Genomic DNA, 24,497 nt, shown 5'->3' on the forward strand with positions numbered 1-24,497 from the left:
GCACTGACGTGCGTCAAGCCGTCGCCGGCACCGTTGCTTTCGGTGAGTCACTACCATATATAGACCAATGTCCTGACTCAAGCACAAGATGTACAAAAAACTTACGACCATTCGGGTGCCCCGCCGCACCGGCTGTGCGCCGGCCCAGACTCTATGCGGCACGCCGGCATGGCAGGCAGGCTCGATCGGGAAGGGATCGGGCGCTTGCCTGAAGGCCGGCGGTATTGCGTTGAATAACTATCTTTTAAGAACACCTAACGCATCAAACTGGTGCACAATTTCCTGCCAATTTGAAGGCAATTCGCCTCATTATTTTACCCATTCCCTGCATAGCCCATGCCGTTGCCGCATAATGGTGCATTGCCTTATAGTGCGGTGGACCCGCTTCCATCGCACAGGACTCTTCCCATGCCCTACGTCCATGAAACCCTCGAGGCGCTCCGCAGGAGCAGCCCGGCCCAAACCGAGTTCTACCAGGCCGCCGAGGAGGTACTGGAATGCCTGCGTCCACTCTTCGAGCGCAGCCCCCACTACCTCGACCAAGGCATCATAGAGCGCATCGTCGAGCCGGAGCGCCAGATCATGTTCCGTGTCTGCTGGACCGACGATAGCGGCAAGGTGCAGGTCAACAAGGGCTACCGGGTTCAGTTCAACTCCGCCTTGGGCCCCTACAAGGGCGGGCTGCGTTTCCATCCCAGCGTCACCTCGGGCACCATCAAATTCCTGGGCTTCGAGCAGATCTTCAAGAATGCCCTGACCGGGCTGCCCATCGGGGGCGGCAAGGGCGGGTCGGATTTCGACCCCAAGGGCCGGTCGGACGTCGAGATCATGCGCTTCTGCCAGGCCTTCATGAGCGAGCTCTATCGCCACATCGGTCCGACCACCGATGTCCCGGCCGGGGATATCGGCGTGGGGGCCCGCGAGATCGGCTTCCTCTACGGCCAGTACAAGCGCCTGAGCGGCCGCTACGAGGGCGTGCTGACGGGCAAGAGCCTCAATTGGGGCGGCTCCCTCGGGCGCAAGGAGGCCACCGGCTACGGCGCCGTCTACTTCGCCGAGAACATGCTCGAGGCCCGCGGCGAGACCCTGGAAGGCAAGACCTGCCTGGTCTCCGGTGCTGGCAACGTGGCCATCTACACCATCGAGAAGCTCTATGAGCTCGGCGCGATCCCCATCACCTGCTCCGACTCCCGAGGCACCCTCCATCACGCTCGCGGCATCGACCTAGCACTGCTCAAGGAGCTGAAGGAAGTCAGGCGCGTCTCGCTGGCGGCCTATTTGGAAACGCATCCCGAGGCCCACTATATCCCGACTCGTGACTATCCAAACGACGGCCATGCGGTCTGGCGCCTCAAAGGCGACGTGGCCTTCCCCTGCGCCACCCAGAACGAGCTGATCGAGGCCGATGCCGAGGCGCTGCTGGGCAACGGCGTGACCTGTATCAGCGAGGGGGCGAACATGCCTTCCACCGCCGCGGCCGTAGACCGTTTCCTGGCCGCGAAAGTCGCCTACGGCCCGGGCAAGGCGGCGAATGCCGGCGGCGTGGCCACCAGCCAGCTGGAGATGGCCCAGAACAGCAGCATGCAGCAGTGGTCGCTGGAGAAGGTCGATGCCAAGCTCAAGGAGGTCATGACCCACATCCACTGCCAGTGTGCCGACACCGCCGCCGAGTTCGACGACTCCACCAACCTGGTGCTGGGCGCCAATATCGCCGGCTTCCGCAAGGTGGCCGATGCCATGATCGAGCAGGGCGTCGTCTGAGCCCTCCGCGAGGCTTCCGCCCAATGCGACACGGCGCCCCGAGGGCGCCTATCGGGACTCAAACGGTGCGCGAATAGCGCCCGGTGCTGTGGTTCAGATAGGCATCGAAAACCATGGCGGCATTACGCATCATCAGCCGTCCGGCCGGGAGCACCTCGATGCTCTCCTCATCGATCACCAGCAGGCCGTCGTCCGCCATCTCTTCGAGCTCGGCGAGGGCGTCGGCGAAATAGGCGCGGAAGTCGATGCCATGGGTCGCCTCGATCGCGGCGAAATCGATGCGGCCATGGCACATCAGGGCGTTGATCACATCGCGACGCAGCCGATCATCGGCGTTCAGGCGGTAGCCGCGCATCACCGGCAGCCGCCCCGCCTCGAGGCGGGCCTGGTACTGGGCGGTCTCCTTGACGTTCTGGCTGTAGCTGTCACCCACCTTGCCGATGGCGGTATTGCCCAGGCCGATCAGGTCGCAGTCGGCATGTGTCGAATACCCTTGGAAGTTGCGCTGCAGGGTGCCGTTCTCCTTGGCCAGCGAGAGCTCGTCCTCGGGCAGGGCGAAATGGTCCATGCCGATATAGACATAGCCGGCCTCGGTGAGGCGGCGAATGGTCAGCTCCAGCAGCTCGATCTTGCGCTCCGGCGGCGGCATGTCCTCGGGACGGATCAGGCGCTGGGCCTTGAACAGCTCGGGCAGGTGGGCATAGCTGTAGGCGGCGATACGGTCGGGACGCAGGGCAATGATCTTGTCCAGGGTGGCGTCGAAGCTTGCCACGGTCTGCAGCGGCAGGCCGTAGATCAGGTCGACGCTCACCGACTGGAAGCCGGCCTCGCGGGCCGCGGCCACCAGCTCCACCACCTGGGCCTCGCTCTGGATGCGGTTGACCGCCTCCTGAACCCGGGTGTCGAAATCCTGCACGCCGAAGCTCAGACGATTGAACCCCAGGGCATGCAGCTCGTGGATCTGCTCCGGGGTGACGGTGCGGGGATCTACCTCCAGGGAGAACTCCCGCGCCTCGGGCTCGGCGAAGTGGAAGGCGGTATCCAGCGCCGCCATCAGCTCGCCGAGCTGGTCGTTGCTCAGATAAGTGGGTGTACCACCGCCCAGATGCAGCTGCGTCATGCGCCGAGAATCGTCGAACAGCGCCCCTTGCAGCTCGACCTCGCGCTTGAGCCAGGCGAGATAGGCCGCAGCCCGTTCGCGATTGTGGGTGATGATCTTGTTGCAGGCGCAGTAGTAGCAGAGGCTCTCGCAGAACGGGATATGCACGTAGGCCGATAGCGGCTTGGGCGTCGCGGCCCGGTTGCTGCGCTCGGCGGCGGCACGATAATCGTCCTCGGCGAAGGCCGCCTGGAACTGCGGTGCCGTGGGATAGGAAGTGTAGCGCGGCCCCGGGCGGTCGTACTTCTCGACCAGGGGACGGATGAACGGCAGGGTATCTTGCATGATGGAATCGAGCCTCTGGAACCGTAAGGCGGCGGCCATGGCCACCGCCGCATGGGCGAATTATGCCAGCCAAGACCGGGCGCGTCGGTACCCTTCAAGGGGTAGCTGACTCAGATCAATTCGCGGCAGGGGGTGTCGCGGCACGTGCTGCTGTTGCCAGCCCGCGGCGGCGCCAGTGCACCAAGCGCCATGCCACCAGCAGCCAGGCCAGACTCCAGGCCCCGGCGGCGCCCCACAGCGCCGGCAAACCGGCGACAGGCAGCGCTAGCCTTAGCCCTGCCGCCAGGGTGAAGAGCCCGGCCAGGCGCGGCAGCCATCGCTCCTCACCGGGGCGTCCCTTGGCCCTGAGGATCGCCTGGCGCAGCATGATGCCGCTGGCCAGGGTGCCGAGCGCCCCCACGGTGATCGCATGGAGCCGGCCCTCCAACGAGCCCCCCGCCAGGAGGTCGCCCGCCATCAACAGGGCCCCTCCCCCCAGCCAGGCATAGCCGAGCAGCAGGCCGAGCAGGTCCGGTCGTTCGCGAAGTGCCCAGGGCTTCCAGCGCCATAGCCGCACCAGGATCACCACCCCGGCCAGCGCCAGCAGCGCGCCGGCCAGCGGCCACAGCATCGGCCAGAGTGCCAGCAGCCCGGCGGCGCCCAGCAGGCCGGTCAGAATCGCCTCGAGCCGCGGCTGGACACCGGCGCCGGTCGCCCGATCGCGTGCCATCAGGTGCCCGTTCACCGCCGGGGCGATCACTCTTCCGCCCATGAAGGCCATCAGCAGCAGCAGCCAGAGAACCCCTTGATGCAGCAGGGAGGAGAGCAGGCCCGGAAAGGCCGGGCGCGCCACCAGGCTGGCCACCGCCAATAGACAGAGCAGCCCCAGCAAGGGCGAGAGAATACGATTGCGCCATTTCTTGGCCGACAGGAAGCGCGGTACCACCAGGAAAGCCAACAGCAGGGCGAAGGCGACATCGGCCAGCAGCACGGGCCAGGCCGGGTAGCCCGCCAGTCCACCAAGACGCCCGACCAGCCACAACCCTGCCAGCAGGGCCAGTCGGCGGGGCGGCAGCGGGCCCAGCAGGTAACCCGCCATCACCGCCAGGGCGAAGCCGAACAGCAGCTCACGACCATGGGCTGCCGGCGTCGCCAGCGCCGGCAACTGACCGAACATTGCCGCCAGCGACAGCGGAACTGCCAGAGCCGCATGAAGAGCGGCGAGGGGAAAGAATAACGCCCCGGCTGGACGCCGGTCAGCCCTTCGGATGCTGTCGGATTGACCTGCGCTATTGGAAAAGAATCGTAACATGCATGTAAATTACCTATTAAAAGAGATCATGCCAATGGGGTGGCAGGGATCCCCACGCGGCCAAATGCCACAGTCGAAAATCCAATCTAACAGGCATGATGATAGAATAATCTGTTTGCATAACATGCCTTGCAAAGTGTCCAATTCGCCGGGGTTTCCATGCACTTGACTCGATTCACCGACTATTCGCTGCGCGTGCTGATCTACCTAGCCGCCAAGGGCGAGCAACGCTCAACCATCAGCGAAATCGCTGGGCGCTTCGATATCTCCCGCAATCACCTGATGAAAGTGGTGCAAGACCTCAACCATCAAGGCTACCTCACCTCCATCCGTGGCAAGAACGGCGGCCTGCTGCTCAAGCGCGCCCCCGAGACGATCTCGCTGGGCAAACTGGTTCGTGACACCGAGCGCGATCTGACCCTGGTGGAGTGCTTCGGCGACGACAACGAGTGCATCATCACGCCCGCCTGCCGGCTCAAGCCGATCCTGGCCGAGGCGCTCGCCGCCTTTCTTGCCGTCCTCGACCACTACACTCTGGCCGACCTGATCGGTCCCCAGCAGCCGAAGCTGATACGGCTGCTGCAGCTCGAGGGCGATCCGCCCGACGCCTGAGCCTTCCCCACGATCTCTGTATTAGCATCCTCTTTTGCCTTTTTCATTTACGGGGCTAAGCTAGACATGACGCACGTCAAGCGCCATCCGGGCGACGACTGGCATCATGATCTGCATCGCCCGGCGCAACCATTGCCCAAGACGGGTCTTTTCATACGCATAAAGATGCATTTCGGAGGTTTGTTATGAAGTCATTGCTCGTTGCCGCCCTGCTAGGCGGCGCCTTCCTGGCCCTGGACGCCCAGGCCGCCGGTGACCCTGAAGCCGGCAAGGGCAAGATCTCCGCCTGCGCCGCCTGCCACGGCACCGACGGCATGGGCACTGCGCCCATCTATCCGAACCTGGCCGGCCAATCCGCCGCCTATCTGGAGAGTTCCATGAAGGCGTACCGGGAAGGCCAGCGAGGCGGAGGCATGTCTGCCCTGATGACGCCCCAGGCTCAGGGGCTATCCGATGAGGACATCGCCGATATCGCCGCCTACTACGCCAGCCTCCAGCCCTGATCACCGGCCGGCCCTCGAGCCGGCCACTCCTGATGGGAAGCGGCCGGGGTGATGGCCTCGCCACCAGTGTTTACCCTCGCAAGGACCTCGCCATGCCAGCACGACACTCTCGACCCGCGGGCGTCGCCAGCCTGCTGTTCGGCCTTTTCCTGCTGTTGATCGCCCCGGCGCTGCACGCTCTGGAGCTGGAACAGGTTCGCGAGGGCTTCCCCGATGCCGACCGCCTCGAAGCGGCCGAATCGCAGTGGCCGGTGAGTGAAGTGCGTGCCGGTGACGAACTACTCGGCTACGCCTTTGAGAGCGTCGACATCGCGCCGATCCCGGCCTACTCGGGCAAGCCGGTCAATCTGCTGGTGGGTATCGACCCGGAGGGGAAGATCCTCCAGGCCGATATTTTGAGCCACGAGGAGCCCATCATGCTGGTGGGGATCCCCGAGACGAAGCTCGAGGGCTTCGCCGACGAGCACATCCCCGCCCACGTCAACGACCGCATGAAGGTTGGTGACAACCTGGACGCCATCTCCGGCGCCACCGTCACGGTCATCGTGGTCAGTGACACCATCATGCGCGCCGCCCGCCAGGTGGCCGCCGAGCAGGGAATCATAGAGGACCCCACACTCGGCCCGGCCGCGACGGTGCGCCAGGACGTCTTCGAGCCCGCCGACTGGGAAACGCTGACCGGGGACGGCACCATCCGCCGCCTGCACCTGACCCACGGCACCGTGGACGAGGCTTTCGTAGGGACAGCTGCCGAGGACTATCTGCGCGGCGAGCCCGAGGACCCCGAAAGCACCTTCATCGAGATGTTCTATACCTACGTCAACCCTCCCACCGCGGGTCGCAACCTGCTGGGTGAGAGCGGCTACGAGCAGCTGATGGAGGAGCTCGCCCCGGGGGAGCATGCCATCGCCGTCATGGCTCGCGGCGACTACTCCTTCAAGGGTTCGGGCTATGTGCGCGGGGGAATCTTCGACCGCATCGAATTCTCTCAGGGCAACACCAGCATCAGCTTCCACGACAGTGATCATATCCGCCTGGGCAATCTCGCCATCGACGGTGCACCGAACCTGAACGAGCGCGACATCTTCATTATTCGCGAGGACGCTGCCTTCAATCCCGGTCAGCCCTGGCAACTGGACCTGCTGGTGCGCCGCGCCTCGGGGCCGCTGGATACCGAGTTCACCCGCTTCAGCGCCGACTACAGCGTGCCCGAGGCTTACATCGAGCGCCCCGAACCGCCGGTGGAAGTACCGATCTGGGTGGAGGTCTGGAAGGACAAGGCCTTCCAGATCGGCGTGCTGTTGGCCGGCCTGCTGGTGCTGACGGGAATCATGCTGTTTCAGGACGTGCTGGCACGCCATCCGAAAATCCTGCGCCCGCTGCGCCTGGGCTTTCTGGTCTACACCCTGGTGTTCATCGGCTGGTATTCCCTGGCGCAGATATCAGTGGTCAACATCCTGACCTTCACCAATTCGTTGATCAGTGGCTTCAGTTGGAGCTCTTTCCTGATCGATCCGATGATGTTCATCCTCTGGTCCTTCGTGGCGGTGAGCCTGCTGCTATGGGGACGCGGCGTCTTCTGCGGCTGGCTATGTCCCTTCGGCGCCCTCCAGGACCTGGTCAACAAGGCTGCCCGCAAGTTGGGGGTGAAGCAGATCGAGGTGCCCTTCGCCCTTCACGAGCGCCTCTGGGCCATCAAGTACATCATCCTGCTGGGGCTCTTCGCCGTGTCGCTGCACTCCCTGGGTACCGCCGAGCGTTACGCCGAGGTGGAGCCCTTCAAGACCGCTATCACCCTGCGTTTCCAGCGCGAATGGGGCTTCCTGCTCTATGCCCTGGGCCTGGTGGCGATCTCGGCCTTCAACCACAAGTTCTACTGTCGCTACGTCTGCCCGCTGGGCGCCGGCCTGGCGATTCCTGCCCGCCTGCGCCTGTTCGACTGGCTCAAGCGGCACCGCGGCGACTGCGGCACCCCGTGCCAGATCTGCGCCAACGAATGCGAAGTGGCCGCCATCCATCCCGATGGCCGCATCAATGCCAACGAGTGCCACTACTGTCTCGACTGCCAGATCACCTACTACGACGACCAGCGCTGCCCACCTGTCATCAAGCGTCGCAAACGCTATGAGAAGGCGGCCCGCATGGCCGGTGGCAAGGGTGGCGTCGAGACACATGATCCCGCCAGCAGTCAGCTGCAGCGGATTCCGACCTACCAGGAGGATTCACCATGAGTGACAAGAAGAAAGAGATCGAGAACCTCGGGCGCCGCCACTTCCTGCGCAACAGCGCGGTGACCGGCGTGGCCGGTGCCGGCCTGGCCGGCGGCTTCGGCGCCGGGGCGCTGATGAGCAGCCGCGAGGCCAAGGCGGCAGAGGACGGCGTCGAGGTCGCCCCCGGCGAGCTCGACGAATACTACGGTTTCTGGAGCGGTGGCCACCAGGGGGAGGTGCGGGTGCTGGGCATTCCCTCCATGCGCGAGCTGATGCGCATCCCGGTGTTCAACATCGACAGCGCCACCGGCTGGGGGATCACCAACGAGTCCAGGCGCATCATGGGCGACTCGGCGCGCTTCCTCAACGGCGACTGCCACCACCCGCACATCTCCATGACCGACGGCCATTACGACGGCAAGTACTTGTTCATCAACGACAAGGCCAATACCCGGGTAGCGCGCATCCGTCTCGATATCATGAAGACGGACAAGATCACCACCATTCCCAACGTCCAGGCCATCCACGGCCTGCGCCTGCAGAAGGTGCCGCACACCAAGTACGTGTTCGCCAATGCCGAGCTGCCGATTCCCCAGGTCAACGACGGCCGCGACCTCGAGAGTCCGGAGAACTACTTCACCATGTTCAACGCCATCGATGCCGAGAGCATGGACGTGGCCTGGCAGGTGATCGTCGACGGCAACCTGGACAACACCGATGCCGACTATACCGGCCGCTTCGTGGCATCCACCTGCTATAACTCCGAGAAGGGCATGACGCTCGCCGACACCATGCGCGCCGAGCGCGACTGGGTGGTGGTGTTCGACGTCGAGGCCATCGAGGCCGCCGTGGACGCCGGCGAATTCGAGACCCTGGGCGACAGCGAGGTACCGGTGCTCGACGGCCGTAAAGGCTCCAAGCTGACCCGCTACATCCCGGTGCCCAAGAACCCCCACGGCCTCAACACATCGCCGGACGGCCAGTACTTCATCGCCAACGGCAAGCTCTCGCCCACCTGCACCATCATCGCCATCGACACGCTTCCCGAGCTGTTCAATGATGCCATCGAGCCACGCGACACCGTGGTCGGTGAACCGGAGCTGGGGCTGGGGCCGCTGCACACCACCTATGACGGTCGCGGCAACGCCTATACCACCCTTTTCATCGACAGCCAGGTGGCCAAGTGGAACATCGAGGATGCCATCCGTTCCTATAACGGCGAGGAAGTCAACTACATTCGCCAGAAGATCGACGTCCACTACCAGCCGGGCCACAACCACGCCAGTCTCACTGAGTCCCGGGATGCCGACGGCAAATGGCTGGTGGTACTCTCCAAGTTCTCCAAGGACCGCTTCCTGCCGGTGGGTCCGCTGCATCCGGAGAACGACCAGCTGATCGACATCTCCGGCGAGGAGATGAAACTGGTCCACGACGGCCCCACCTTCGCCGAACCCCACGACTGCATCCTGCTGCGCGCCGACCAGCTCAGCCCCTCGCGGACCTGGACGCGTGACGATCCCTTCTTCGCCGAGACCGTGGCCATGGCCGAGGCGGACGGGGTGACCCTGGAGAGCGACAACACGGTGATCCGCGACGGCAACCAGGTGCGCGTCTACATGACCTCGGTAGCACCCCAGTTCGGGTTGACCGAGTTCAAGGTCAAGCAGGGCGACGAAGTGACCGTGGTGGTCACCAACCTCGACCAGGTCGAGGACCTGACCCACGGCTTCGTCATGGTCAATCATGGCGCCTCCATGGAGATCGGTCCGCAGCAGACCGCAAGCGTCACCTTCACCGCCGACAAGCCCGGGGTGTACTGGTACTACTGCTCCTGGTTCTGCCATGCCATGCACATGGAAATGACCGGCCGCATGCTGGTCGAGAAGGCCTGATACGCCCTCATCGGGGCCGGGCAGCCGCCCGGCCCCGTTTGTAGTTGGAGACCCGCATGACCCGACGACTGTCTCGCGTCGTCCCCCGAATGATTCTTGCTGCCTGGCTGCTCGTGTGGCTGCCGGGCGGCGCACTGGCCGCCGACTGGACGGCCAGCCCCGGTGAGCCGCTGCAGCCGCTGATCGAACGGACCGACAAGGGCGACCGTCTCCTGCTCCCAGAAGGCCGCTATCCCGGACCGCTGACCATCGATCGCACGCTCACCCTGAAGGGCGAGCCGGGCGCGGTGATCGACGGCGGCGGCAACGGCCACGCCGTTGTGCTCGAGGCGCCCGACACGGTGCTGGAACACCTCACTATCGAGAACTGGGGCGCCAACCTCACCGACATGGATGCCGGCATCTTCGTCGCCGAGAGCGCCAGCGGCAGCGTTATCCGCGACTCCCGACTGGAAGGCCCGGGGTTCGGCATCTGGCTCGATGCCGTGAGTGACGTGAAAGTACTCGACAACGTGATCCGTGGCGACGCCTCATTGCGCTCTCAGGACCGCGGCAACGGTATCCACCTTTTCAACGTGCGTAACGTCAAGGTGCAAGGCAACGACATTCGCCACACACGCGACGGTATCTACATCGACACCAGCAGCGAAAGCCTGCTTCGCGACAACCGTATGCAGGATTTACGCTACGGGGTGCATTACATGTACGCCCACGACAACCGCCTGGAGAACAACCTGACCCGGGGCACCCGCACCGGCTATGCGCTGATGCAATCCAAGCGCCTCGAGGTCATCGGCAATCGCTCCGAGGACGACCGCCACTACGGGATTCTGATGAACAACATCACCGACTCCCTCCTGCGCGACAACCGCGTCACCGGCATCAACCAGCGCCGGGATGCCCAGGGCCAGGGCCTGGTCAGTGGCGGCGAGGGCAAGGCCCTGTTCGTCTACAACGCCCAGTACAATCGCTTCGAGGCTAACCGCTTCGCGGCAAGCGATATCGGCATCCACCTCACCGCCGGCTCCGAGGACAACGACCTGGTGGGCAATGCCTTCATCGACAACCGCCAGCAGGTAATGTACGTGGCGACCCGTGCCCAGGAGTGGTCCGAGAAGGGGCGTGGCAACTACTGGAGTGACTATCTGGGCTGGGACCTGGATGGCGATGGCGTGGGTGATACACCCTTCGAACCCAACGACGCCATGGATCGCCTGCTGTGGCGCTATCCGGTGGCGCGACTGCTGATGCATAGCCCTGCCGTACTGGCACTCCGCTGGGTACAGCGACAGTTCCCGGTTTTTCGCCCCCAAGGGGTCAAGGATAGCCATCCGCTGATGAATGAACCCGATTTCAATGAAACCGACTTGAGTCAACACAACCTCGGAGACGCCGACGCATGAGCGCGGTAATCGACTTCCAGAGCGTGACACGTCGTGACGGGAATTTAGTGCGCCTCGACGCCCTGGACCTTCAGGTCAGCGAGGGCGAGGTACTGGCCCTGCTCGGCCACAACGGTGCCGGCAAGACTACCACCATGCACCTGATCCTGGGGCTGCTCTCGCCCAGCGAGGGGCGCGTGGCGGTACTCGGCGGCGCTCCCGACGGCGCTCATGCCGAGACCCTGCGTCGCCGACTAGGCTACCTGCCTGAGAATGTAAGCTTCTACGAGCAGCTCAGCGGCCGCGAGGTGCTCGATTACTTCGCCCGACTGAAGCGAGTCGACCGCCGCCAGGTGGACGAGCTGCTCGACCAGGTGGGCCTGGGACACGCCGCCTCGCGGCGGGTGAAGACCTACTCCAAGGGCATGCGCCAGCGCCTCGGGCTGGCCCAGGCGCTGCTCGGCGACCCGCGCCTGCTGCTGCTGGACGAGCCCACCACCGGCCTCGACCCGGCCGCCACCCGTGAGTTCTACGATACGGTGAGGGGCCTGCGCGACCGCGGCTGCACCGTCCTGCTCTCCTCCCACGTGCTGCCCGGCGTGGAGCCCTATATCGACCGTGCGCTGATCCTCGGTGGCGGCCGGCGCCTGGCACTTGGCAGCCTGGATGACCTTCGCCAGCAGGCTGCCCTGCCGCTCTCCGTGCGTGCCCGCGGCAGCAGCGCCGAGGGCGACCTGGCCCACTGGGACGACCCCCGCATCGAGGCCACCGCCGTCAACGGCCACGAAGTCACCCTCTCGGTGCCGCCGGACGCCAAGCTTGCCGTGCTGCGCCGGCTCACCGAGCTCTCGGGCATCGAGGACATCGAATTGCTGCCGCCCACCCTGGAGCACCTCTATACCCACTTCTCCGCCGACCTCTCGCCCGAGCAACGAGGAGACGCCCGATGAATGCCATCCTGATCATCGCCGGCAAGGAATTCCGCGACGGCCTGCGCAATCGCTGGGTGCTGGCCATCGCTCTGGTGCTGGCCTTTCTGGCCGTGGGCATCGCCTGGTTCGGCGCCGCCGCCAGCGGCGGTCTGGGCTTCACCTCGCTGGCCACCACCCTGGTCAGCCTGGCAACGCTTGCGGTCTTTCTGATCCCGCTGATTGCCCTGCTGCTCGCCTACGATGCCGTGGTCGGCGAGCAGGAGGCGGGCACCCTGCTACTGCTGCTCACCTACCCCATCAGCCGCACCCAACTGCTGCTGGGCAAGTTCCTCGGCCATGGCCTGATCCTTGGCGTCGCCACGGCACTGGGGTTCGGCGTCTCCGGGGCGGTGATCGCGGTGGCTGCAGAGGGCGTGCCGCTCACCGAACTGGCCACCGGCATGGGCCTGCTGATCGGTAGCAGCATCCTGCTGGGCTGGGTATTCATCGCCTTCGCCTACCTGATCAGCGTCTCGGTCACCGAGAAGGCTCGCGCCGCCGGCCTGGCACTGGTGGTGTGGTTCCTCTTCGTGCTGGTCTTCGACCTGGGGCTGCTGGCATTACTGGTCAGCGTCAAGCAGGGGGGCGACTGGCTGCCCTGGCTGCTGCTGCTCAACCCTATCGAGTGCTTCCGGCTGATCAACCTGGCCGGCTTCGAGGCCGCCCGCGACTATAGCGGCCTCACCTCCATCGCCGAGGGTGGCGCTTTCCGCCCCAGCGTAGTGACCGCGATCCTGGTGGCCTGGGTGCTGGTGCCCCTGGGCCTGGCGCTGCTGCGCTTTCGCCACCGCGCCGCCTGAACCTTCCCTAACGCGCCCCGAGAGAGACCGCCATGACCCGACTCGCCCTCCTGATCGCACTGCTCGCCAGCCTGCTGCTGACCGGCTGCAGCGAATCCGAACCCGAGACACTGGCCGCCGCCGTCCCCATCGAGGACGGCGACAGCTGTCACGTCTGCGGCATGCTGATCGAGCAGTTTCCAGGGCCCAAGGGGGAGGCCTTCCTGGACAGCCAGGGCGAGGCGCTGAAGTTCTGCTCCACCATGGACCTGTTCACTTTCCTCAAGCAGCCAGAGAACGAGACACGTCTGTCACATGCCTATGTCCACGACATTGGCGTGACAACCTGGGGGGAGCCCTCGGACGAGGCCTTCATTCGCGCCGAGGAAGCCTGGTACGTGGTGGGCCATGACCAACCCGGCGCCATGGGCCACACCCTGGCCTCCTTCGCCGAGCAGGCTGATGCCCAGGCGTTTCGCGAGACGCACGGTGGTGAGCTGGTGGGCTTTGATGAGATCGATCTCGACCTGCTGGGCCGACTGGGCCGAGGCGAGTTGGGTGGCAATAGCGATAAGGGCATGGGCAATATGCCCGCTCACGAATAGCGACAGCGAGGGACGCCAGGGGGCAGGACAGCCGCTGGACACCGTGCTAGCCTCGGCGCATCCCGGCCGAGGAAGCACCACGTCATGCCTCCCATTTCCCGTTTCGTTCCGTCCCTGCTGCTGACGTTCTGCCTGGCTCTGACTGGGGCGGCATCAGCTACTAACTACAACACCGGCAACGTCCAGGCCCATGGCAGCTGGCACTCGCTGACCCTGTCGCTGGGCGAGGAGCGCCACTTCCGCGCCATCGAGCAGCAGAGCTACAGTGACGCCATCTTCAGTGTCAACGCCAGCGCCGGCGCCTGCGACATGCCATGGCTGGAGCTGCGAGTGGAGCTTGACGAATACCAGGCCGAGAGCCGTACGGTAAACCTCGTGCCCATCGACTTGCGGGTCGACCACGAGACCATTCACGGCGGTCGGGCGAAGTTCGTCACTTACCGCGGCGACAGCGGCTTCTATGTCCACATTTATCCGGAAGAACAGCCTCTGTTGCTCGAAGAAATGCGCCGGGGTGACATCCTGCGCCTGCGCATGATGCGCGGCGAGGACGACCCCTGGTTCATGATCTTCGCTCTGGACGGGGCGGAGGCGGCCATTTCCCGGGCAATGCACCTATGCCGAATGGCCACCCCCTGAAGGGCAGGCGACTCAGGGGAACAGCCGCGTATCGAGATACTCGACGGAAAGGTAATCGTCGAAGGTCCAGAGACGGGTAAAGCGGCCACGCGTTTCGGCCTCATCTCCTTCACCCCCCCATACCATCAGGCTGCTCGGCTCCTGAGGCATGCCCGCCTTGAGCTGCTCGAACCACCACTGAGCCATGTCCTCCTGCCAAGGCTCGCCGAAACGCTCCTCGAGCCGCTGGGTAACGGTGTCGCGGTCCTCCACGTGGGGATAGAACGCGACGACCAGGGCCAGCTGTTCACTGCCCGCCGGAAAGACATAGCGCAGGTCGGTTTCTGGCTCATCGTTCGCCTTGAGCTGGGCGTTGACGATCCTGTCGCCCTCGTCGCTTCCGACATCCGACAGGTTGACCACGGCGTCATCGTCGACGAGCTCTGCCATGACCGTATCGTAGGACATCCCGAAATCGGCGCTGCGATATCCTTCGGGACCCTGCGCCGCAGCAGCGACACTGGGCAAGGCCAGTACCAGCGTGGTCAGCAGACCACCGAGACGGGCTGCGGGTTGAGTGAGTAAAGACATTCGCTCTCCTCTGATAAGGGTTGCGGCGCCGAGACGCCCCCGCGACTTGCAAGATGGCTGATCACCGAGCGACAGCATGTTACTCGGCATCTCCCGCCGCCACGACGTGGATTACCCCGTCCATATCGCGATCCTCGTGGGGACGGCAGTGGTACTCGTAGGTGCCCGGCTCGTCGAAGGTGCGCTCCCAGCTCTCATCGGGAAACAACCTTGGCGATCCAATGTCCTCGTCGGGAAAGTAGATATCGTGGCTGGTGCGCTTCTCTTCGCTGACCCAGCGCACCGTGGTACCAACCTCGACTTCCAGTTCAGCGGGATGATAGGTGTAGTCGAACATCTCAACTTCGACCGTCTGGCTACTCCCGCCCGTCTGCCCGTCTTCCACGTCGTTTTCGTCAGTACCAGCCTGCACCACCCCACCCATGAGCAGGGTGGTCAGAACGGTGGCGCCAAGTGTCAGAAGTCGATACTGCATGGTGGCTTCCTCTCCTTTATGCATCAGCGGCTGATGCGTGCGGCGTTGATTTCCACGAAGTCTTCTTCAAAGTCACCGGGTATCTCGGCATCGAACGCGAGCCCGTACTGCCAGGAGACATGGTGGAAACGCGAATCGGCGTGATCGTCGTGCAGTGCCACGTTGAGATTGTACTTGCCGTCGAGGTTGATCGGCTTGTCGCCCTCTGCACCGGTCTTCAAGGCGCGCGTCAGGTGGGCGGTCCAGACACCGTCCTGCTCGTCGGCACTGAAGACGATCGCCTGACTCTCAGTGAAGTGACGCTCGTCGAGAACATAGCCGGATTCGGTGGATCCGTCACCGCTCTTGTAGCGTGCCAGATCCAGATAGACCCCACCATTGAGCAGCTCCTCGATCTCCGCTTCTTCCTTGAGCTTGTCCCAGCCGCCACGCTTGGCACCACGGCGACCGCGAATCTCGATATCGGTACGACTCTCGGAGAGGTACTTGGTAACACCGTTCATCAGATCGAGGCGTTCAGCCAGCTCGGTCTCGGCCAAGGCCTGCTCCTCCGGCGCGTCGGGCATATCGCGTGAATCATGGTGACAGCTGGCCCAGCATCCGGCCCGGTCGGCCATGTCGACCTTGTCGTCCGACAGACTGACCGTCAGCTTCATGGGGTTCTCCGGATCCATCATGCCACCTTCCACGAAGGGCAGCGGAGCATGTTCACCGGCTTCCCACTGGAAGCGCATGAACAGGTAGTCGTCGTCGAAACTGGCCTGAATACTCATTGGCACGTGGCCACGCTTTTCACCCAGGTCATAGGTCTCGATCTTCTCGCCGCTGACTGCCAGCGCACCGATGTCGGCCTCTTCACCCTGATGGCACCAGATACAGCGGTCGCCATAGCTGAAGGCTCGGCCGCCGCCATGCTCACCGCCGTCCTGGATCCACTCGATGGAAGCCTGACCCGGCAGGAACAGGGTCACTTCCTGTGTGGGCACTTCACTCCAGTCCAGCGTGGCGGCAACATTCTCTTCGACCTCCTTGGCTTCGCCGAGATCCTCTTCCTCCAGCGCTGCCGTCAGCTCTGGCTCGTCGCCCAGCAGGTCACCCTCCTCATCGACGGTGCCGTAGTCGAAACGATCCGCCCAGACAGGCGACTCGTCCCAGGCCTCGGGCAGCTCATGGGCTATGCCCTGGTGGCACTCGATACAGGTCTGGCCCTGCTCGAAGCCTCGGGCATGCTCACGACTTGCGCGGTTAGCCTGCTCCTCGAGATCCATGGCCGACCAGTCATGGCAGTTGCGGCACTCCCGGGAGTCGGTACGCAGCATGGAGCGCCAGACATTTTCAGCCAGGTGCAGGCGCTTGCCCTCGAACTCCTCCTTGGTGTCGATGGTGCCGAGCATCCAGTGCCACACCTCGCGACTCGCCTTGATCTTGCGGATCATCTTCGGCCCCCAGGCATCGGGGACGTGACAGTCGGAGCACTGGGCGCCGACCCCGGTGGCATTCTCGTAGTGCGGGCGTTCCTGATATTCCTCGTAGACCCAGCTCATCTCGTGACAGGCGGAGCTACAGAAGGTCATGTTGTTGGTCGCTTCCATCACGGTGTTGAAACCGCCCCAGAAGATGATCCCGGCCACGAAGAAGATCACGGCGGCCCCCAGCGAGGCTCCCATGATCGTCATCTTGCGCCATTTGCGCAGTCGCTCCCTCAGCATGTCAGTCTCCCGGTAATCCCGTGACACGAGGTGTCACTTTACGTTGCCCTGCCCTGCCACCTTGTTGTGTCGTGGTGTCCGGCCCCTTGTCCAGCCACTCCCGTTGCCCCTTGGCATGGTGAGGAAACGGCTGGAGAAGAGGCCGGAGCGCCCGAAGGCGCTCCGGCGGAGTCGGCACTGAATCAGCCGATATGGTTCTTGCGGTTGTAGACGTTGAACTTGCCGGTGGGCGTGTTCAGGTTCTCGACGCGCGCCTTCTCTTCCAGGGTCTTGTCGTCGTAGACGATGATGGCACCGTCGTCCTGATGGCCTTCACCGCGGGCCCAGATGGAGACCCACACCTCGGTACCGGTCTGGTCGTACTCCATGTGCACCGCCACGGCATCATGCTCGATGGGCCGGTCGGCGACATGGATCGGAGTCAGCTCGCGGGTCTCCTTGTCCATGACCATGACCCACTGGTTGACGTCGGGCTCAGGGTGCATGGCCTGGTCGATCCAGACATTGTCGGAATCGGGGTGGGTACGCACGAACAGCCCGGGACCGTCGGTCTCGATCTGGTCACAGATCTGCCAGGCCTGGTCCGGATGGCCCTCGGGATCGTTGCCCCAGAAGGTCATCAGGCCTTCGCCCAGGTGGGTGGTGCCGGCAACCGGGCCACACTCCGGATCGTTCCAGTTGGCACCCGGGCCCGGGTGGGGCTTGATGCCGGTCTCCAGCATGCTGACCTTCTTGCGGGTCTCGGTGTCGATGAACACCATCATGTTGCTGTTGTTGGCCGCAATCTGGAAGAAACGACCGGTGGGGTCGAAGAAGCCGTCGTGCAGATACTCGGCGGTCTCCATCTGCTCGATGCGCAGGTTGTCGAGGTCGCTGTAGTCGACCTGCAAGACCTGTCCGGTCTCCTTGACGTTGACCAGGAAGGTGGGGGCATGCGGGGTGTTGTAGAGGGCCGCGACGCGCGCCTCGTGGACGTAGTTGCCTTCGGTGTCGTAGCCGCGGGTGGAGACCACCTTGAGGGGCTCCATGGTCTCGGCATCGGCAATCACGAAGTGTGGCGGCCAGTAGGCGCCACCGATGACGTACTTGTCCTTCCACTCGCCGTAGTGGGAAACCGCCACGTCACGGGCGTCATAGCCGATGAAGGTTTCGGCGGTGACCTGGGGCGGATCCATCCACAGGTCGATCTTGGACAGACGGCCATCGCGACCCTGCACGTACCAGAAGCGGCCGTCGGAGCTCTCCTTGGCCACGTGCACCGCATAGCCGGTCTCGACCTCGGTGACCATCTCCTTGGTATCGGCATCGATGATGCCCATGGCGCCCCGGTCACGCAGGATGGTGACCATGAAGTTTTCCCAGTTCAGATCGTGCTGGGGTTCGGTGGGCAGATCCTCCGGCTCGACGAAGACCTGCCAGCGCTCCTTCATCTGGGCGAGTGACATCTCCGGCGGCTCGACCGGCTCGTTCTGGATGTACTTCGTGATCAGCGTGATCTCCTCTTCGGAGAGGATGCCGTCGAAGTTGTTCATGCCGCCTTCGGTACCCAGCGTGATGATGCTCTCCAGGCGACGCTGGCCAAGCTCCTGGGTGTCTTCGGGTAGCAGACCCGGGCCAGTGGCGCCATTACGCAGTGTGCCGTGGCAACCCGCGCAGCGCTGGAAATAGATATCAGTGGCGCGTTCCATCTCCTCGGCGCTCAGCTCCGGTGCCGCAGCCTGCACGGCGCCTGCCATGGCCGCCAGCGGGAAGCTGAGGGCGAAGATCCCCTTACTCAATGCTCTTTTGTACATAACACATGCCTCGCTTGGTTTCCCCTTGGGGTAGTGGCTGGCGGGTGTCACGTCACGTCCCAAAGTTCGACGTCTTTGACCATGACCATTAGCCACCCTCCACCTAGCATTAGTAGTAGCAGCTTTGCCCCGGACCGCCCTTGACCACTGTCAATAGATGCATCCTGGAGTTGACTTATGTCACAACTAGCGACAACTAAAGTCGGACCGCCTTGACGCTCGCCATTCATGCGCCCGGCACGGCTCTTCGCGACACGAAGGCGGACCTACCGGCGGGCATCGCGAGCCTGCCGTTCACGCTGCCGGCAGCGGGGGCGACCTCACCTGTCTGGGCAAATTCGCGCAGCACTGCAATGTCGTCGACCCGCACGAAGTTGCGTTCACAATGCACGCCAACCTCCTTGAGACGCGCCATGGCTCGGGAGAAGCTTTCCGGTTTCATGCCCAGCCACCCGGCGATCAGTAGCTTGTCGCAAGGCAGACAGACGTTGGCCGGCCCCGCATTGCGCGGGCACAGCGAGACAATGAAAGCGGCCAGGCGCTGGTAGGTCGGCTGATTGGTCAGCTGATCGAGCTGGCGTACCAGATAGCGCAGCATGCTGGAAAGGTTGGCAAGCAGGTTGAGGGCCAGCTCGTGATGCTGCCGCAGGGTCTCCAGGAAGGGATCCGCGGTGAAGACCAGCAGCCGCGCATCCTCGGCCACGGCTGCATTTACCGGAAAACCGAGGCGATCGAACATCGCCGCCTCGGCGAAAGACTCTCCTCCCGTATACAACCCGACCACGCACTCATGGCCCTCCGGGCTTTCGCGGAACAGCTTGACCCAGCCGTCGAGCACCACATAGAAGCGATCCGCCGGCTCGCTTTCACGGAACAGCTCAGTCCCACGGCGATAGCGTCGCTCCAGGGCCCCGTTGACCAGTAGGGCCAGAGTGTCGTCCTCCAGCCCCTTGAACAGGGGAACCTTGCGGACGACCATCAGGACGTCACGGCTCAGTGGCGTCTTCATGACCCCCTCCTCGATTGTGCCTTCACGAGGTGCCTCCCGCCTCAGACGGCGAGAGCTGCATCAGGTTGCCGCGAATGACCTCGGCCTCGTCGGAATCCGGCGGCAGTGAGGCCAGCAGTCGTTCCCAGTGACGACGGGCCGCCGCCAGCTCCCCCTGTTGCAGAGCGAGAGTGCCAGCCATCCACAAGCTCTGGGCATGGTCGGGGTCGATTGCCAGGGCACGCTCGATCAGCACCCGAGGCTCGCCATCCAGGCTGCCCTGGCGTTCGGCCAGCACATCGGCGTAGCGGGTCAGCAGGTCCGGGGCGCGATCACCGCCATGCGCCATGGCCTCGCGGAACGCCCGCTCGGCAGCCTCCAGATCCTCGAGGAACACCAGAGTGCGCCCCAGCAGAATCCAGCTCTCGAGGTCGCCCGGCTCTTCGGCCAGGCGCCCCTGCAGCTGTTGCGTCAGCATCTGAAACTCGCGCTGTCGCTGGCTCTCCGAAACCGCCTGCGACTCGGGCACCACCGATCGCTGTTCGGCTGGCCGGGTCGCGAACACCTCATCGGCATGCCCCACCCACAGATAGATGCCCACGGCCATGAAAGGGAGCGCGGCCACGCTGACGAACGCCGCTGCGCCTGCCAGACGGCGAGGCTGGTGGCCCGGCCCCTCGTCGTCGTTAGCGTCGATCACGCCACTGTCGAGCAATTCCCGCTCCAGGTCGGCCATGGCAGCGTCGTGCTGCGAGGGGGTGAGGGTGCCAGCGGCCAGATCGTGATCAAGCTCACGGATACGTTCGCGATGCATCGCCAGGCGGGTCGTCCGATGGGAGTGAACCGACTCCGTGCGTGGCTCGCGCAACAACGGAACAACCAGGAAGGCCAGCGCGATCAGACAGAGCGCCAGGGCAAGAATCAGAAAGATGCCATTCATCGATAATCTCCGGAATCACTCGCCTCGGCGCAGTCGGTCCAGCGCCTGGCGTTCCTGCTCGGTGAATGCAGGGCGCTGTGACATGCGCTTGCGCCCGCGAATGATCTGCCACCAGACCCCTGCACCGATCAGCAGAAGCAGGAAGGGACTGGCCCATAGCACGGCCGTATTGGCCTGCAGTGGCGGTCGATAGCGCACATAGTCGCCGTAGCGCTGCACCATGAAGTCGATGATCGCCTCCCTATCGTCACCGGCCAGCGTCATGTCGCGGACCCGGCGGCGCATGTCGGCCGCTAGCTCGGCGTTGGATTCGTGGATGGTCTCGCTCTGGCAGACCGTACAACGCAGCTCACGGATCAGGGTCTGGTACTGTCGCTGCTGTGCCTCGGTCGGGAAGGCGACCGGTTCACCGATGGCGATCGCCAGAGCCAGCCCCGCCGGCAAGAGCCAGGCGGCCAGGGCCGACAGCCAGCACAACACCAGTGGTATGGTTCGCATCACGAGGACCCCCTTACCTGCTCGGCACGCAGTGTCTCGATCAGCGGCAGCACCTCGTCGAGCAAGAGTTGCCGATTCAATGCGCCAATGCGCTTGTAGCGAATGACTCCCTGGGCATCCAGTACATAGGTCTCGGGGGTCGCATAGACCCCCCAGTCCATGCCGACATCACCGGTCGGGTCATAGGCGATGGTCCTGTAGGGATTGTCGCTGACGTCGAGATAGCGCAGCGCTGTCTCACGGTCATCGCGGTAATTGAACCCATGGATGGGGATTCCGCCCCGGGCCAGCTCCATCAGAAGCGGTTTCTCGGCTCTGCAGGTGCTGCACCAGGTGGCCCAGACATTGACCAGGACCACTTCACCAATGAAGTCCTCCTTGGTGACGAGCCGCTCGGCGTCCTCCAGCGACTCCAGCTCGAAGGTCGGGGCCGGCTTGCCGATCAACGGTGAGGGCAGCTCACGAGAGTTGAGCCCCAGGCCGAGGAAGAGCAGCCCGAGCAGGGCCACCACGGCCAACAGCGGCAACAGCAGACGAACTCGCATCAGATGGTTACTCCCTGTGTCTCGCCGCCCTGCGGCGGTACCGCAGAAGGGGAACGAGCGTTGCTCGTGCGCCGAGAGGAGAGACGGTAGCGCTTGTCCGCGGCCGCCAGAAGCCCACCGAAGGCCAGCAAGATGGCTCCACTCCACATCCAGAACATGTAGGGCTTGTAGTAGAGCCGGAAGCTCCAGGCGTCACCTTCCAGCCGCTCGCCCAAGGAGACGTAGATGTCGCGCGTTGGCGCACGGTGCAGCGCAGCCTGGTTCATGGCATTGCCGGGCTGGGTATCGTAGTAGCGCCGTTGCGGCATGAGGGTCGCCACCGGGCGCCCGTCGCGGGTCACCGCCAGGGTGGCCTGGTCGGCATCCCAGTTGGCGCCGCGCAAGGCCTCGATGCGCTGCAGGGCGAAATCGTAGCCCGCCACCGAGGCCGTCTCGCCGGGCTCCAGGCGAACGTCGCGCTCGATCTCGTAGGTGTTGACCATGGCGATAGCCACCACCACCATCGCCAGCCCCAAGTGGGCCAGATGCATGCCGATAAAGCTGGGCCTCGCGACCCTTCTGATCCGGACAGACCACGGCTGATTCGCGCTACCCAGGCGCTTGTGAATGTCCAGCAGGGCGGTGACGAGGATCCACACCGCCAGCATCAGTGACAGCGCGGTCAGCGGCCGCCAGGCACCCACCGCCAGCGGCCAGAGGCCGCCGGCGATCACACTGACCGCCAGCGCCCAGCGCAGCCGCCGGAAGGTCTCGTGTGGGTTGCTCTGTTTCCACATCACCGCGGGGCCCAGGCCGATGAGGAAGAGCAACGGCAGCATCAGGGGGGTGAAGACCGTATCGAAGTAGGGCGGGCCCACGGAGATCTTGCCCAGCCCGAAGGCATCCAGCGCCAGCGGATAGAGGGTGCCGATGAAGACGGCGGCACACGCCACCGTGAGCAGCACGTTGTTGGCGAGCAGCAACGACTCACGGGAATACCAGGAGAAGGCTCCCCCGAGCCCCACGCGCGGCGCCCGCCAAGCATAGAGGGTCAACGACCCGAGCAGGGTCAGTGTCAGCATGCCCAGGATGAAGACCCCACGCTCCGGGTCGGTGGCGAAAGCGTGAACCGAGGTGATGACCCCGGAGCGAACGATGAAGGCACCCAGCACAGTCAGCGCGAAGGCGAGAATGGCCAGCATCAGGGTCCACACCTTGAAGCCACCACGCTTCTCGGTCACTGCCAGGGAGTGGATCAGGGCGGTGACGATCAGCCAGGGCAGGAAGGAGGCATTCTCGACGGGGTCCCAGAACCACCAGCCACCCCAGCCCAACTCGTAATAGGCCCACCAGGAGCCGACCGCGATACCCAGGGTGAGAAACACCCAGGTCACGATGGTCCAGGGACGTGACCAGCGCGCCCAGGCGGCATCCAGGCGCCCACCGAGCAGCGCGGCGATGGCGAAGGCGAAGATGACCGCCGTGCCCACATAGCCCATGTAGAGCAGCGGCGGATGCAGGATCATCCCGGGATCCTGCAGCAACGGGTTCATTCCGCGACCTTCGCCGGGCCCAGGGACGATGCGATCGAAGGGATTCGAGGTGAACACCGTGAAGGCGATGAAGCCCACCGAGACCATGCCCAGCACGCCCAGCACCCGCGCCTGCATTTCCTGCGGCAGCGAGCGACTGAAGCGCGCCACGGCCAGGCCCCAGGCACCAAGAATCAGCACCCAGAGAAGCAGTGAGCCTTCATGTCCTCCCCATACTGCGGTCACCTTGTAGATGAGGGGCTGGCTGAGGCTCGAATTGCTGGCAACGTAGCGCACCGAAAAATCGCTGACCACGAAGGCCCAGGTCAGCACCGCATAGGCGATAGAGAGCAGGACGAACTGGCCTGCGGCCAGGAATCGCCCCGAGCGCATCAGCCGCGGATCACCGACCTGCGCGCCCAGCAGGGGCAGAAAACATTGGGCCAGCGCCAGACAAAGCGCCAGGATCAACGCGAAGTTGCCGAGTTCTGCCATCATGGCGCCGCCCTCTCTTCCTCGGCACTGCCGGATCAAGGCCCCTCGGGGGCAGCAGCGCGCTTCCTGTGTTACCGACCGAAAGCGCCGGATGACGCGACTCGGTCTGCTCAGGAGGCATGGTCGAAGGTCCGGCCAATAAAATCCATACCAAATGCATCTTTTGGTGACCCATATCAAACCTTGGGTCAGCAGGGGCTAGATCCTCTTGTGCTCCAGCAGCAGGAGGAGTCTTTCGCCGGCCCGCACCAGCACGATAATGCCATTCAGGAGGGTGGCCAGGGTCTGCCCGGCCAAGGTGTCGATGAGTCCAGCGGGGGCACGCCGAGCCCAGTGCAATCGCAGTTAGACGAAGCGAGAGGCGCCGGGGACAGGTTAAAGGGGAGATACCGTCTCCCCCGACCGGCGGCCACAAGGCACAGGGCATCGCGGATATCGATGTTCCCGTGCAGAATGACAACGGTAAAGAAGTCCGGTATCACCCTGCTGGGTGACCCAGCCACGCAAGGAGAGTGACGGTGGCCGTTTTGTTGTTCCATCTGCGCCATGTGCCCGACGAGGAAGCCGAGGAGGTTCGCCGGCTGCTCGATGAGCATAGCCTGGATACCTTCGAGACCCGGGCGGGCTTCTGGGGGATGGGCGTGGCGGCAATCTGGCTGCGCGACCCGCACGAGCTGCCGCGAGCCCGGGCACTGATCGACGCTTACCAGCACGCGCTCGGCGAACGGATGCGGCACGAGCATGATGTCCTCGCCGCTCGCGGCGAGGCACCTACGCTATGGCGACGCCTGACGCGCCAGCCGATCCGTACGCTGCTGTTCGCCCTGCTCGCCGCCGGCGTGCTTGCTCTCTCGCTGCTGCCCTTCCTGTGGATGGCCGGCTGA

The 24,497-nt window shown here is 64.2% G+C and carries 22 protein-coding genes; 11 read left to right on the forward strand and 11 right to left on the reverse strand.

The genetic code is table 11. The features are described from left to right. Positions 1-408: 408 nt before the first annotated feature. A complete protein-coding gene (gdhA, locus tag HALO32_RS00240) occupies positions 409-1,761 on the forward strand; it encodes an NADP-specific glutamate dehydrogenase (protein WP_151441775.1) in 1,353 nt (450 codons plus the stop codon). 58 nt (positions 1,762-1,819) lie between these two features. On the opposite strand, the gene hemN is transcribed toward gdhA, so the two are convergent. Beyond that, positions 1,820-3,205 carry an oxygen-independent coproporphyrinogen III oxidase gene (gene hemN, locus HALO32_RS00245; protein ID WP_151441776.1) on the reverse strand — a complete coding sequence of 462 codons (1,386 nt, stop codon included), beginning with the start codon at positions 3,203-3,205 and terminating at the stop codon, positions 1,820-1,822. Between the two features lie 115 nt (positions 3,206-3,320). After that, positions 3,321-4,496, reverse strand: a complete 1,176-nt coding sequence (locus HALO32_RS00250; RefSeq protein WP_151441777.1) for an NnrS family protein — start codon at positions 4,494-4,496, stop codon at positions 3,321-3,323. A 159-nt stretch (positions 4,497-4,655) separates the two neighbouring features. Between HALO32_RS00250 and HALO32_RS00255 the strand changes: the two genes are divergently transcribed. The 9 genes from HALO32_RS00255 to HALO32_RS00295 all read left to right on the forward strand — a co-directional run bounded on the left by HALO32_RS00255 (position 4,656) and on the right by HALO32_RS00295 (position 14,089). Further along, the gene (locus tag HALO32_RS00255; protein WP_151441778.1) at positions 4,656-5,108 is read left to right on the forward strand and encodes an Rrf2 family transcriptional regulator; all 453 of its coding nucleotides are present in this window, start codon (positions 4,656-4,658) and stop codon (positions 5,106-5,108) included. A gap of 185 nt (positions 5,109-5,293) precedes the next feature. Further along, entirely contained in the window at positions 5,294-5,611 is a 318-nt protein-coding gene (locus HALO32_RS00260) for a c-type cytochrome (protein WP_151441779.1), read from the forward strand. A gap of 92 nt (positions 5,612-5,703) precedes the next feature. Further along, positions 5,704-7,842 carry a transcriptional regulator NosR gene (gene nosR, locus HALO32_RS00265; RefSeq protein WP_151441780.1) on the forward strand — a complete coding sequence of 713 codons (2,139 nt, stop codon included), beginning with the start codon at positions 5,704-5,706 and terminating at the stop codon, positions 7,840-7,842. Further along, positions 7,839-9,713: a TAT-dependent nitrous-oxide reductase gene (gene nosZ, locus HALO32_RS00270; RefSeq protein ID WP_151441781.1), complete on the forward strand. Its 1,875-nt coding sequence runs from the start codon at positions 7,839-7,841 to the stop codon at positions 9,711-9,713. The genes nosR and nosZ overlap by 4 nt, the downstream gene beginning before the upstream one ends. 56 nt (positions 9,714-9,769) lie before the next feature. Further along, positions 9,770-11,116, forward strand: a complete 1,347-nt coding sequence (locus tag HALO32_RS00275) for a nitrous oxide reductase family maturation protein NosD (protein ID WP_225809596.1) — start codon at positions 9,770-9,772, stop codon at positions 11,114-11,116. Continuing rightward, positions 11,113-12,045, forward strand: a complete 933-nt coding sequence (locus tag HALO32_RS00280; RefSeq protein WP_151441782.1) for an ABC transporter ATP-binding protein — start codon at positions 11,113-11,115, stop codon at positions 12,043-12,045. The genes HALO32_RS00275 and HALO32_RS00280 overlap by 4 nt, the downstream gene beginning before the upstream one ends. Next, positions 12,042-12,866: an ABC transporter permease gene (locus HALO32_RS00285; protein WP_151441783.1), complete on the forward strand. Its 825-nt coding sequence runs from the start codon at positions 12,042-12,044 to the stop codon at positions 12,864-12,866. The genes HALO32_RS00280 and HALO32_RS00285 overlap by 4 nt, the downstream gene beginning before the upstream one ends. A 32-nt stretch (positions 12,867-12,898) precedes the next feature. Continuing rightward, positions 12,899-13,450 carry a nitrous oxide reductase accessory protein NosL gene (locus HALO32_RS00290; protein ID WP_151441784.1) on the forward strand — a complete coding sequence of 184 codons (552 nt, stop codon included), beginning with the start codon at positions 12,899-12,901 and terminating at the stop codon, positions 13,448-13,450. Between the two features lie 84 nt (positions 13,451-13,534). Beyond that, positions 13,535-14,089 (forward strand): hypothetical protein, encoded by a 555-nt coding sequence (locus HALO32_RS00295; RefSeq protein ID WP_151441785.1) that lies wholly within the window; start codon positions 13,535-13,537, stop codon positions 14,087-14,089. A gap of 12 nt (positions 14,090-14,101) precedes the next feature. On the opposite strand, the gene HALO32_RS00300 is transcribed toward HALO32_RS00295, so the two are convergent. The 9 genes from HALO32_RS00300 to HALO32_RS00340 all read right to left on the reverse strand — a co-directional run bounded on the left by HALO32_RS00300 (position 14,102) and on the right by HALO32_RS00340 (position 23,616). Continuing rightward, positions 14,102-14,659: a hypothetical protein gene (locus HALO32_RS00300; RefSeq protein WP_151441786.1), complete on the reverse strand. Its 558-nt coding sequence runs from the start codon at positions 14,657-14,659 to the stop codon at positions 14,102-14,104. A gap of 79 nt (positions 14,660-14,738) precedes the next feature. Continuing rightward, the gene (locus HALO32_RS00305) at positions 14,739-15,134 is read right to left on the reverse strand and encodes a cupredoxin domain-containing protein (protein ID WP_225809598.1); all 396 of its coding nucleotides are present in this window, start codon (positions 15,132-15,134) and stop codon (positions 14,739-14,741) included. 23 nt (positions 15,135-15,157) lie between these two features. Then, positions 15,158-16,843 (reverse strand): NapC/NirT family cytochrome c, encoded by a 1,686-nt coding sequence (locus HALO32_RS00310; protein ID WP_225809600.1) that lies wholly within the window; start codon positions 16,841-16,843, stop codon positions 15,158-15,160. Positions 16,844-17,025: 182 nt separating this feature from the next. After that, positions 17,026-18,636, reverse strand: a complete 1,611-nt coding sequence (locus HALO32_RS00315; RefSeq protein ID WP_151441787.1) for a nitrite reductase — start codon at positions 18,634-18,636, stop codon at positions 17,026-17,028. Between the two features lie 226 nt (positions 18,637-18,862). After that, complete coding sequence (locus HALO32_RS00320; protein WP_151441788.1) at positions 18,863-19,645, reverse strand: Crp/Fnr family transcriptional regulator; 783 nt, start codon at positions 19,643-19,645, stop codon at positions 18,863-18,865. A gap of 22 nt (positions 19,646-19,667) precedes the next feature. Beyond that, the gene (ccmI, locus tag HALO32_RS00325; protein WP_151441789.1) at positions 19,668-20,564 is read right to left on the reverse strand and encodes a c-type cytochrome biogenesis protein CcmI; all 897 of its coding nucleotides are present in this window, start codon (positions 20,562-20,564) and stop codon (positions 19,668-19,670) included. Between the two features lie 15 nt (positions 20,565-20,579). Beyond that, the gene (locus tag HALO32_RS00330; protein WP_151441790.1) at positions 20,580-21,062 is read right to left on the reverse strand and encodes a cytochrome c-type biogenesis protein; all 483 of its coding nucleotides are present in this window, start codon (positions 21,060-21,062) and stop codon (positions 20,580-20,582) included. Beyond that, positions 21,062-21,607, reverse strand: coding sequence for a DsbE family thiol:disulfide interchange protein (locus HALO32_RS00335; protein WP_151441791.1), 546 nt, complete (start codon positions 21,605-21,607; stop codon positions 21,062-21,064). The genes HALO32_RS00330 and HALO32_RS00335 overlap by 1 nt, the downstream gene beginning before the upstream one ends. Continuing rightward, positions 21,607-23,616, reverse strand: a complete 2,010-nt coding sequence (locus tag HALO32_RS00340) for a heme lyase CcmF/NrfE family subunit (protein WP_151441792.1) — start codon at positions 23,614-23,616, stop codon at positions 21,607-21,609. The genes HALO32_RS00335 and HALO32_RS00340 overlap by 1 nt, the downstream gene beginning before the upstream one ends. 515 nt (positions 23,617-24,131) lie before the next feature. On the opposite strand from HALO32_RS00340, the gene HALO32_RS00345 reads away from it, so the two are divergent. Continuing rightward, entirely contained in the window at positions 24,132-24,497 is a 366-nt protein-coding gene (locus HALO32_RS00345) for a DUF6164 family protein (RefSeq protein WP_151441793.1), read from the forward strand.

The organism is Halomonas lysinitropha (assembly GCF_902500215.1).
GTDB lineage: Bacteria > Pseudomonadota > Gammaproteobacteria > Pseudomonadales > Halomonadaceae > Halomonas > Halomonas lysinitropha.

Bases quoted from the DNA above. Each gene is read 5' to 3' on its own strand.
- gdhA (WP_151441775.1), top strand. From the start codon at position 409: ATGCCCTACGTCCATGAAACCCTCGAGGCGCTCCGCAGGAGCAGCCCG.
- hemN (WP_151441776.1), bottom strand. From the start codon at position 3,205: ATGCAAGATACCCTGCCGTTCATCCGTCCCCTGGTCGAGAAGTACGAC.
- HALO32_RS00250 (WP_151441777.1), bottom strand. From the start codon at position 4,496: ATGTTACGATTCTTTTCCAATAGCGCAGGTCAATCCGACAGCATCCGA.
- HALO32_RS00255 (WP_151441778.1), top strand. From the start codon at position 4,656: ATGCACTTGACTCGATTCACCGACTATTCGCTGCGCGTGCTGATCTAC.
- HALO32_RS00260 (WP_151441779.1), top strand. From the start codon at position 5,294: ATGAAGTCATTGCTCGTTGCCGCCCTGCTAGGCGGCGCCTTCCTGGCC.
- nosR (WP_151441780.1), top strand. From the start codon at position 5,704: ATGCCAGCACGACACTCTCGACCCGCGGGCGTCGCCAGCCTGCTGTTC.
- nosZ (WP_151441781.1), top strand. From the start codon at position 7,839: ATGAGTGACAAGAAGAAAGAGATCGAGAACCTCGGGCGCCGCCACTTC.
- HALO32_RS00275 (WP_225809596.1), top strand. From the start codon at position 9,770: ATGACCCGACGACTGTCTCGCGTCGTCCCCCGAATGATTCTTGCTGCC.
- HALO32_RS00280 (WP_151441782.1), top strand. From the start codon at position 11,113: ATGAGCGCGGTAATCGACTTCCAGAGCGTGACACGTCGTGACGGGAAT.
- HALO32_RS00285 (WP_151441783.1), top strand. From the start codon at position 12,042: ATGAATGCCATCCTGATCATCGCCGGCAAGGAATTCCGCGACGGCCTG.
- HALO32_RS00290 (WP_151441784.1), top strand. From the start codon at position 12,899: ATGACCCGACTCGCCCTCCTGATCGCACTGCTCGCCAGCCTGCTGCTG.
- HALO32_RS00295 (WP_151441785.1), top strand. From the start codon at position 13,535: ATGCCTCCCATTTCCCGTTTCGTTCCGTCCCTGCTGCTGACGTTCTGC.
- HALO32_RS00300 (WP_151441786.1), bottom strand. From the start codon at position 14,659: ATGTCTTTACTCACTCAACCCGCAGCCCGTCTCGGTGGTCTGCTGACC.
- HALO32_RS00305 (WP_225809598.1), bottom strand. From the start codon at position 15,134: ATGCAGTATCGACTTCTGACACTTGGCGCCACCGTTCTGACCACCCTG.
- HALO32_RS00310 (WP_225809600.1), bottom strand. From the start codon at position 16,843: ATGCTGAGGGAGCGACTGCGCAAATGGCGCAAGATGACGATCATGGGA.
- HALO32_RS00315 (WP_151441787.1), bottom strand. From the start codon at position 18,636: ATGTACAAAAGAGCATTGAGTAAGGGGATCTTCGCCCTCAGCTTCCCG.
- HALO32_RS00320 (WP_151441788.1), bottom strand. From the start codon at position 19,645: ATGAAGACGCCACTGAGCCGTGACGTCCTGATGGTCGTCCGCAAGGTT.
- ccmI (WP_151441789.1), bottom strand. From the start codon at position 20,564: ATGAATGGCATCTTTCTGATTCTTGCCCTGGCGCTCTGTCTGATCGCG.
- HALO32_RS00330 (WP_151441790.1), bottom strand. From the start codon at position 21,062: ATGCGAACCATACCACTGGTGTTGTGCTGGCTGTCGGCCCTGGCCGCC.
- HALO32_RS00335 (WP_151441791.1), bottom strand. From the start codon at position 21,607: ATGCGAGTTCGTCTGCTGTTGCCGCTGTTGGCCGTGGTGGCCCTGCTC.
- HALO32_RS00340 (WP_151441792.1), bottom strand. From the start codon at position 23,616: ATGATGGCAGAACTCGGCAACTTCGCGTTGATCCTGGCGCTTTGTCTG.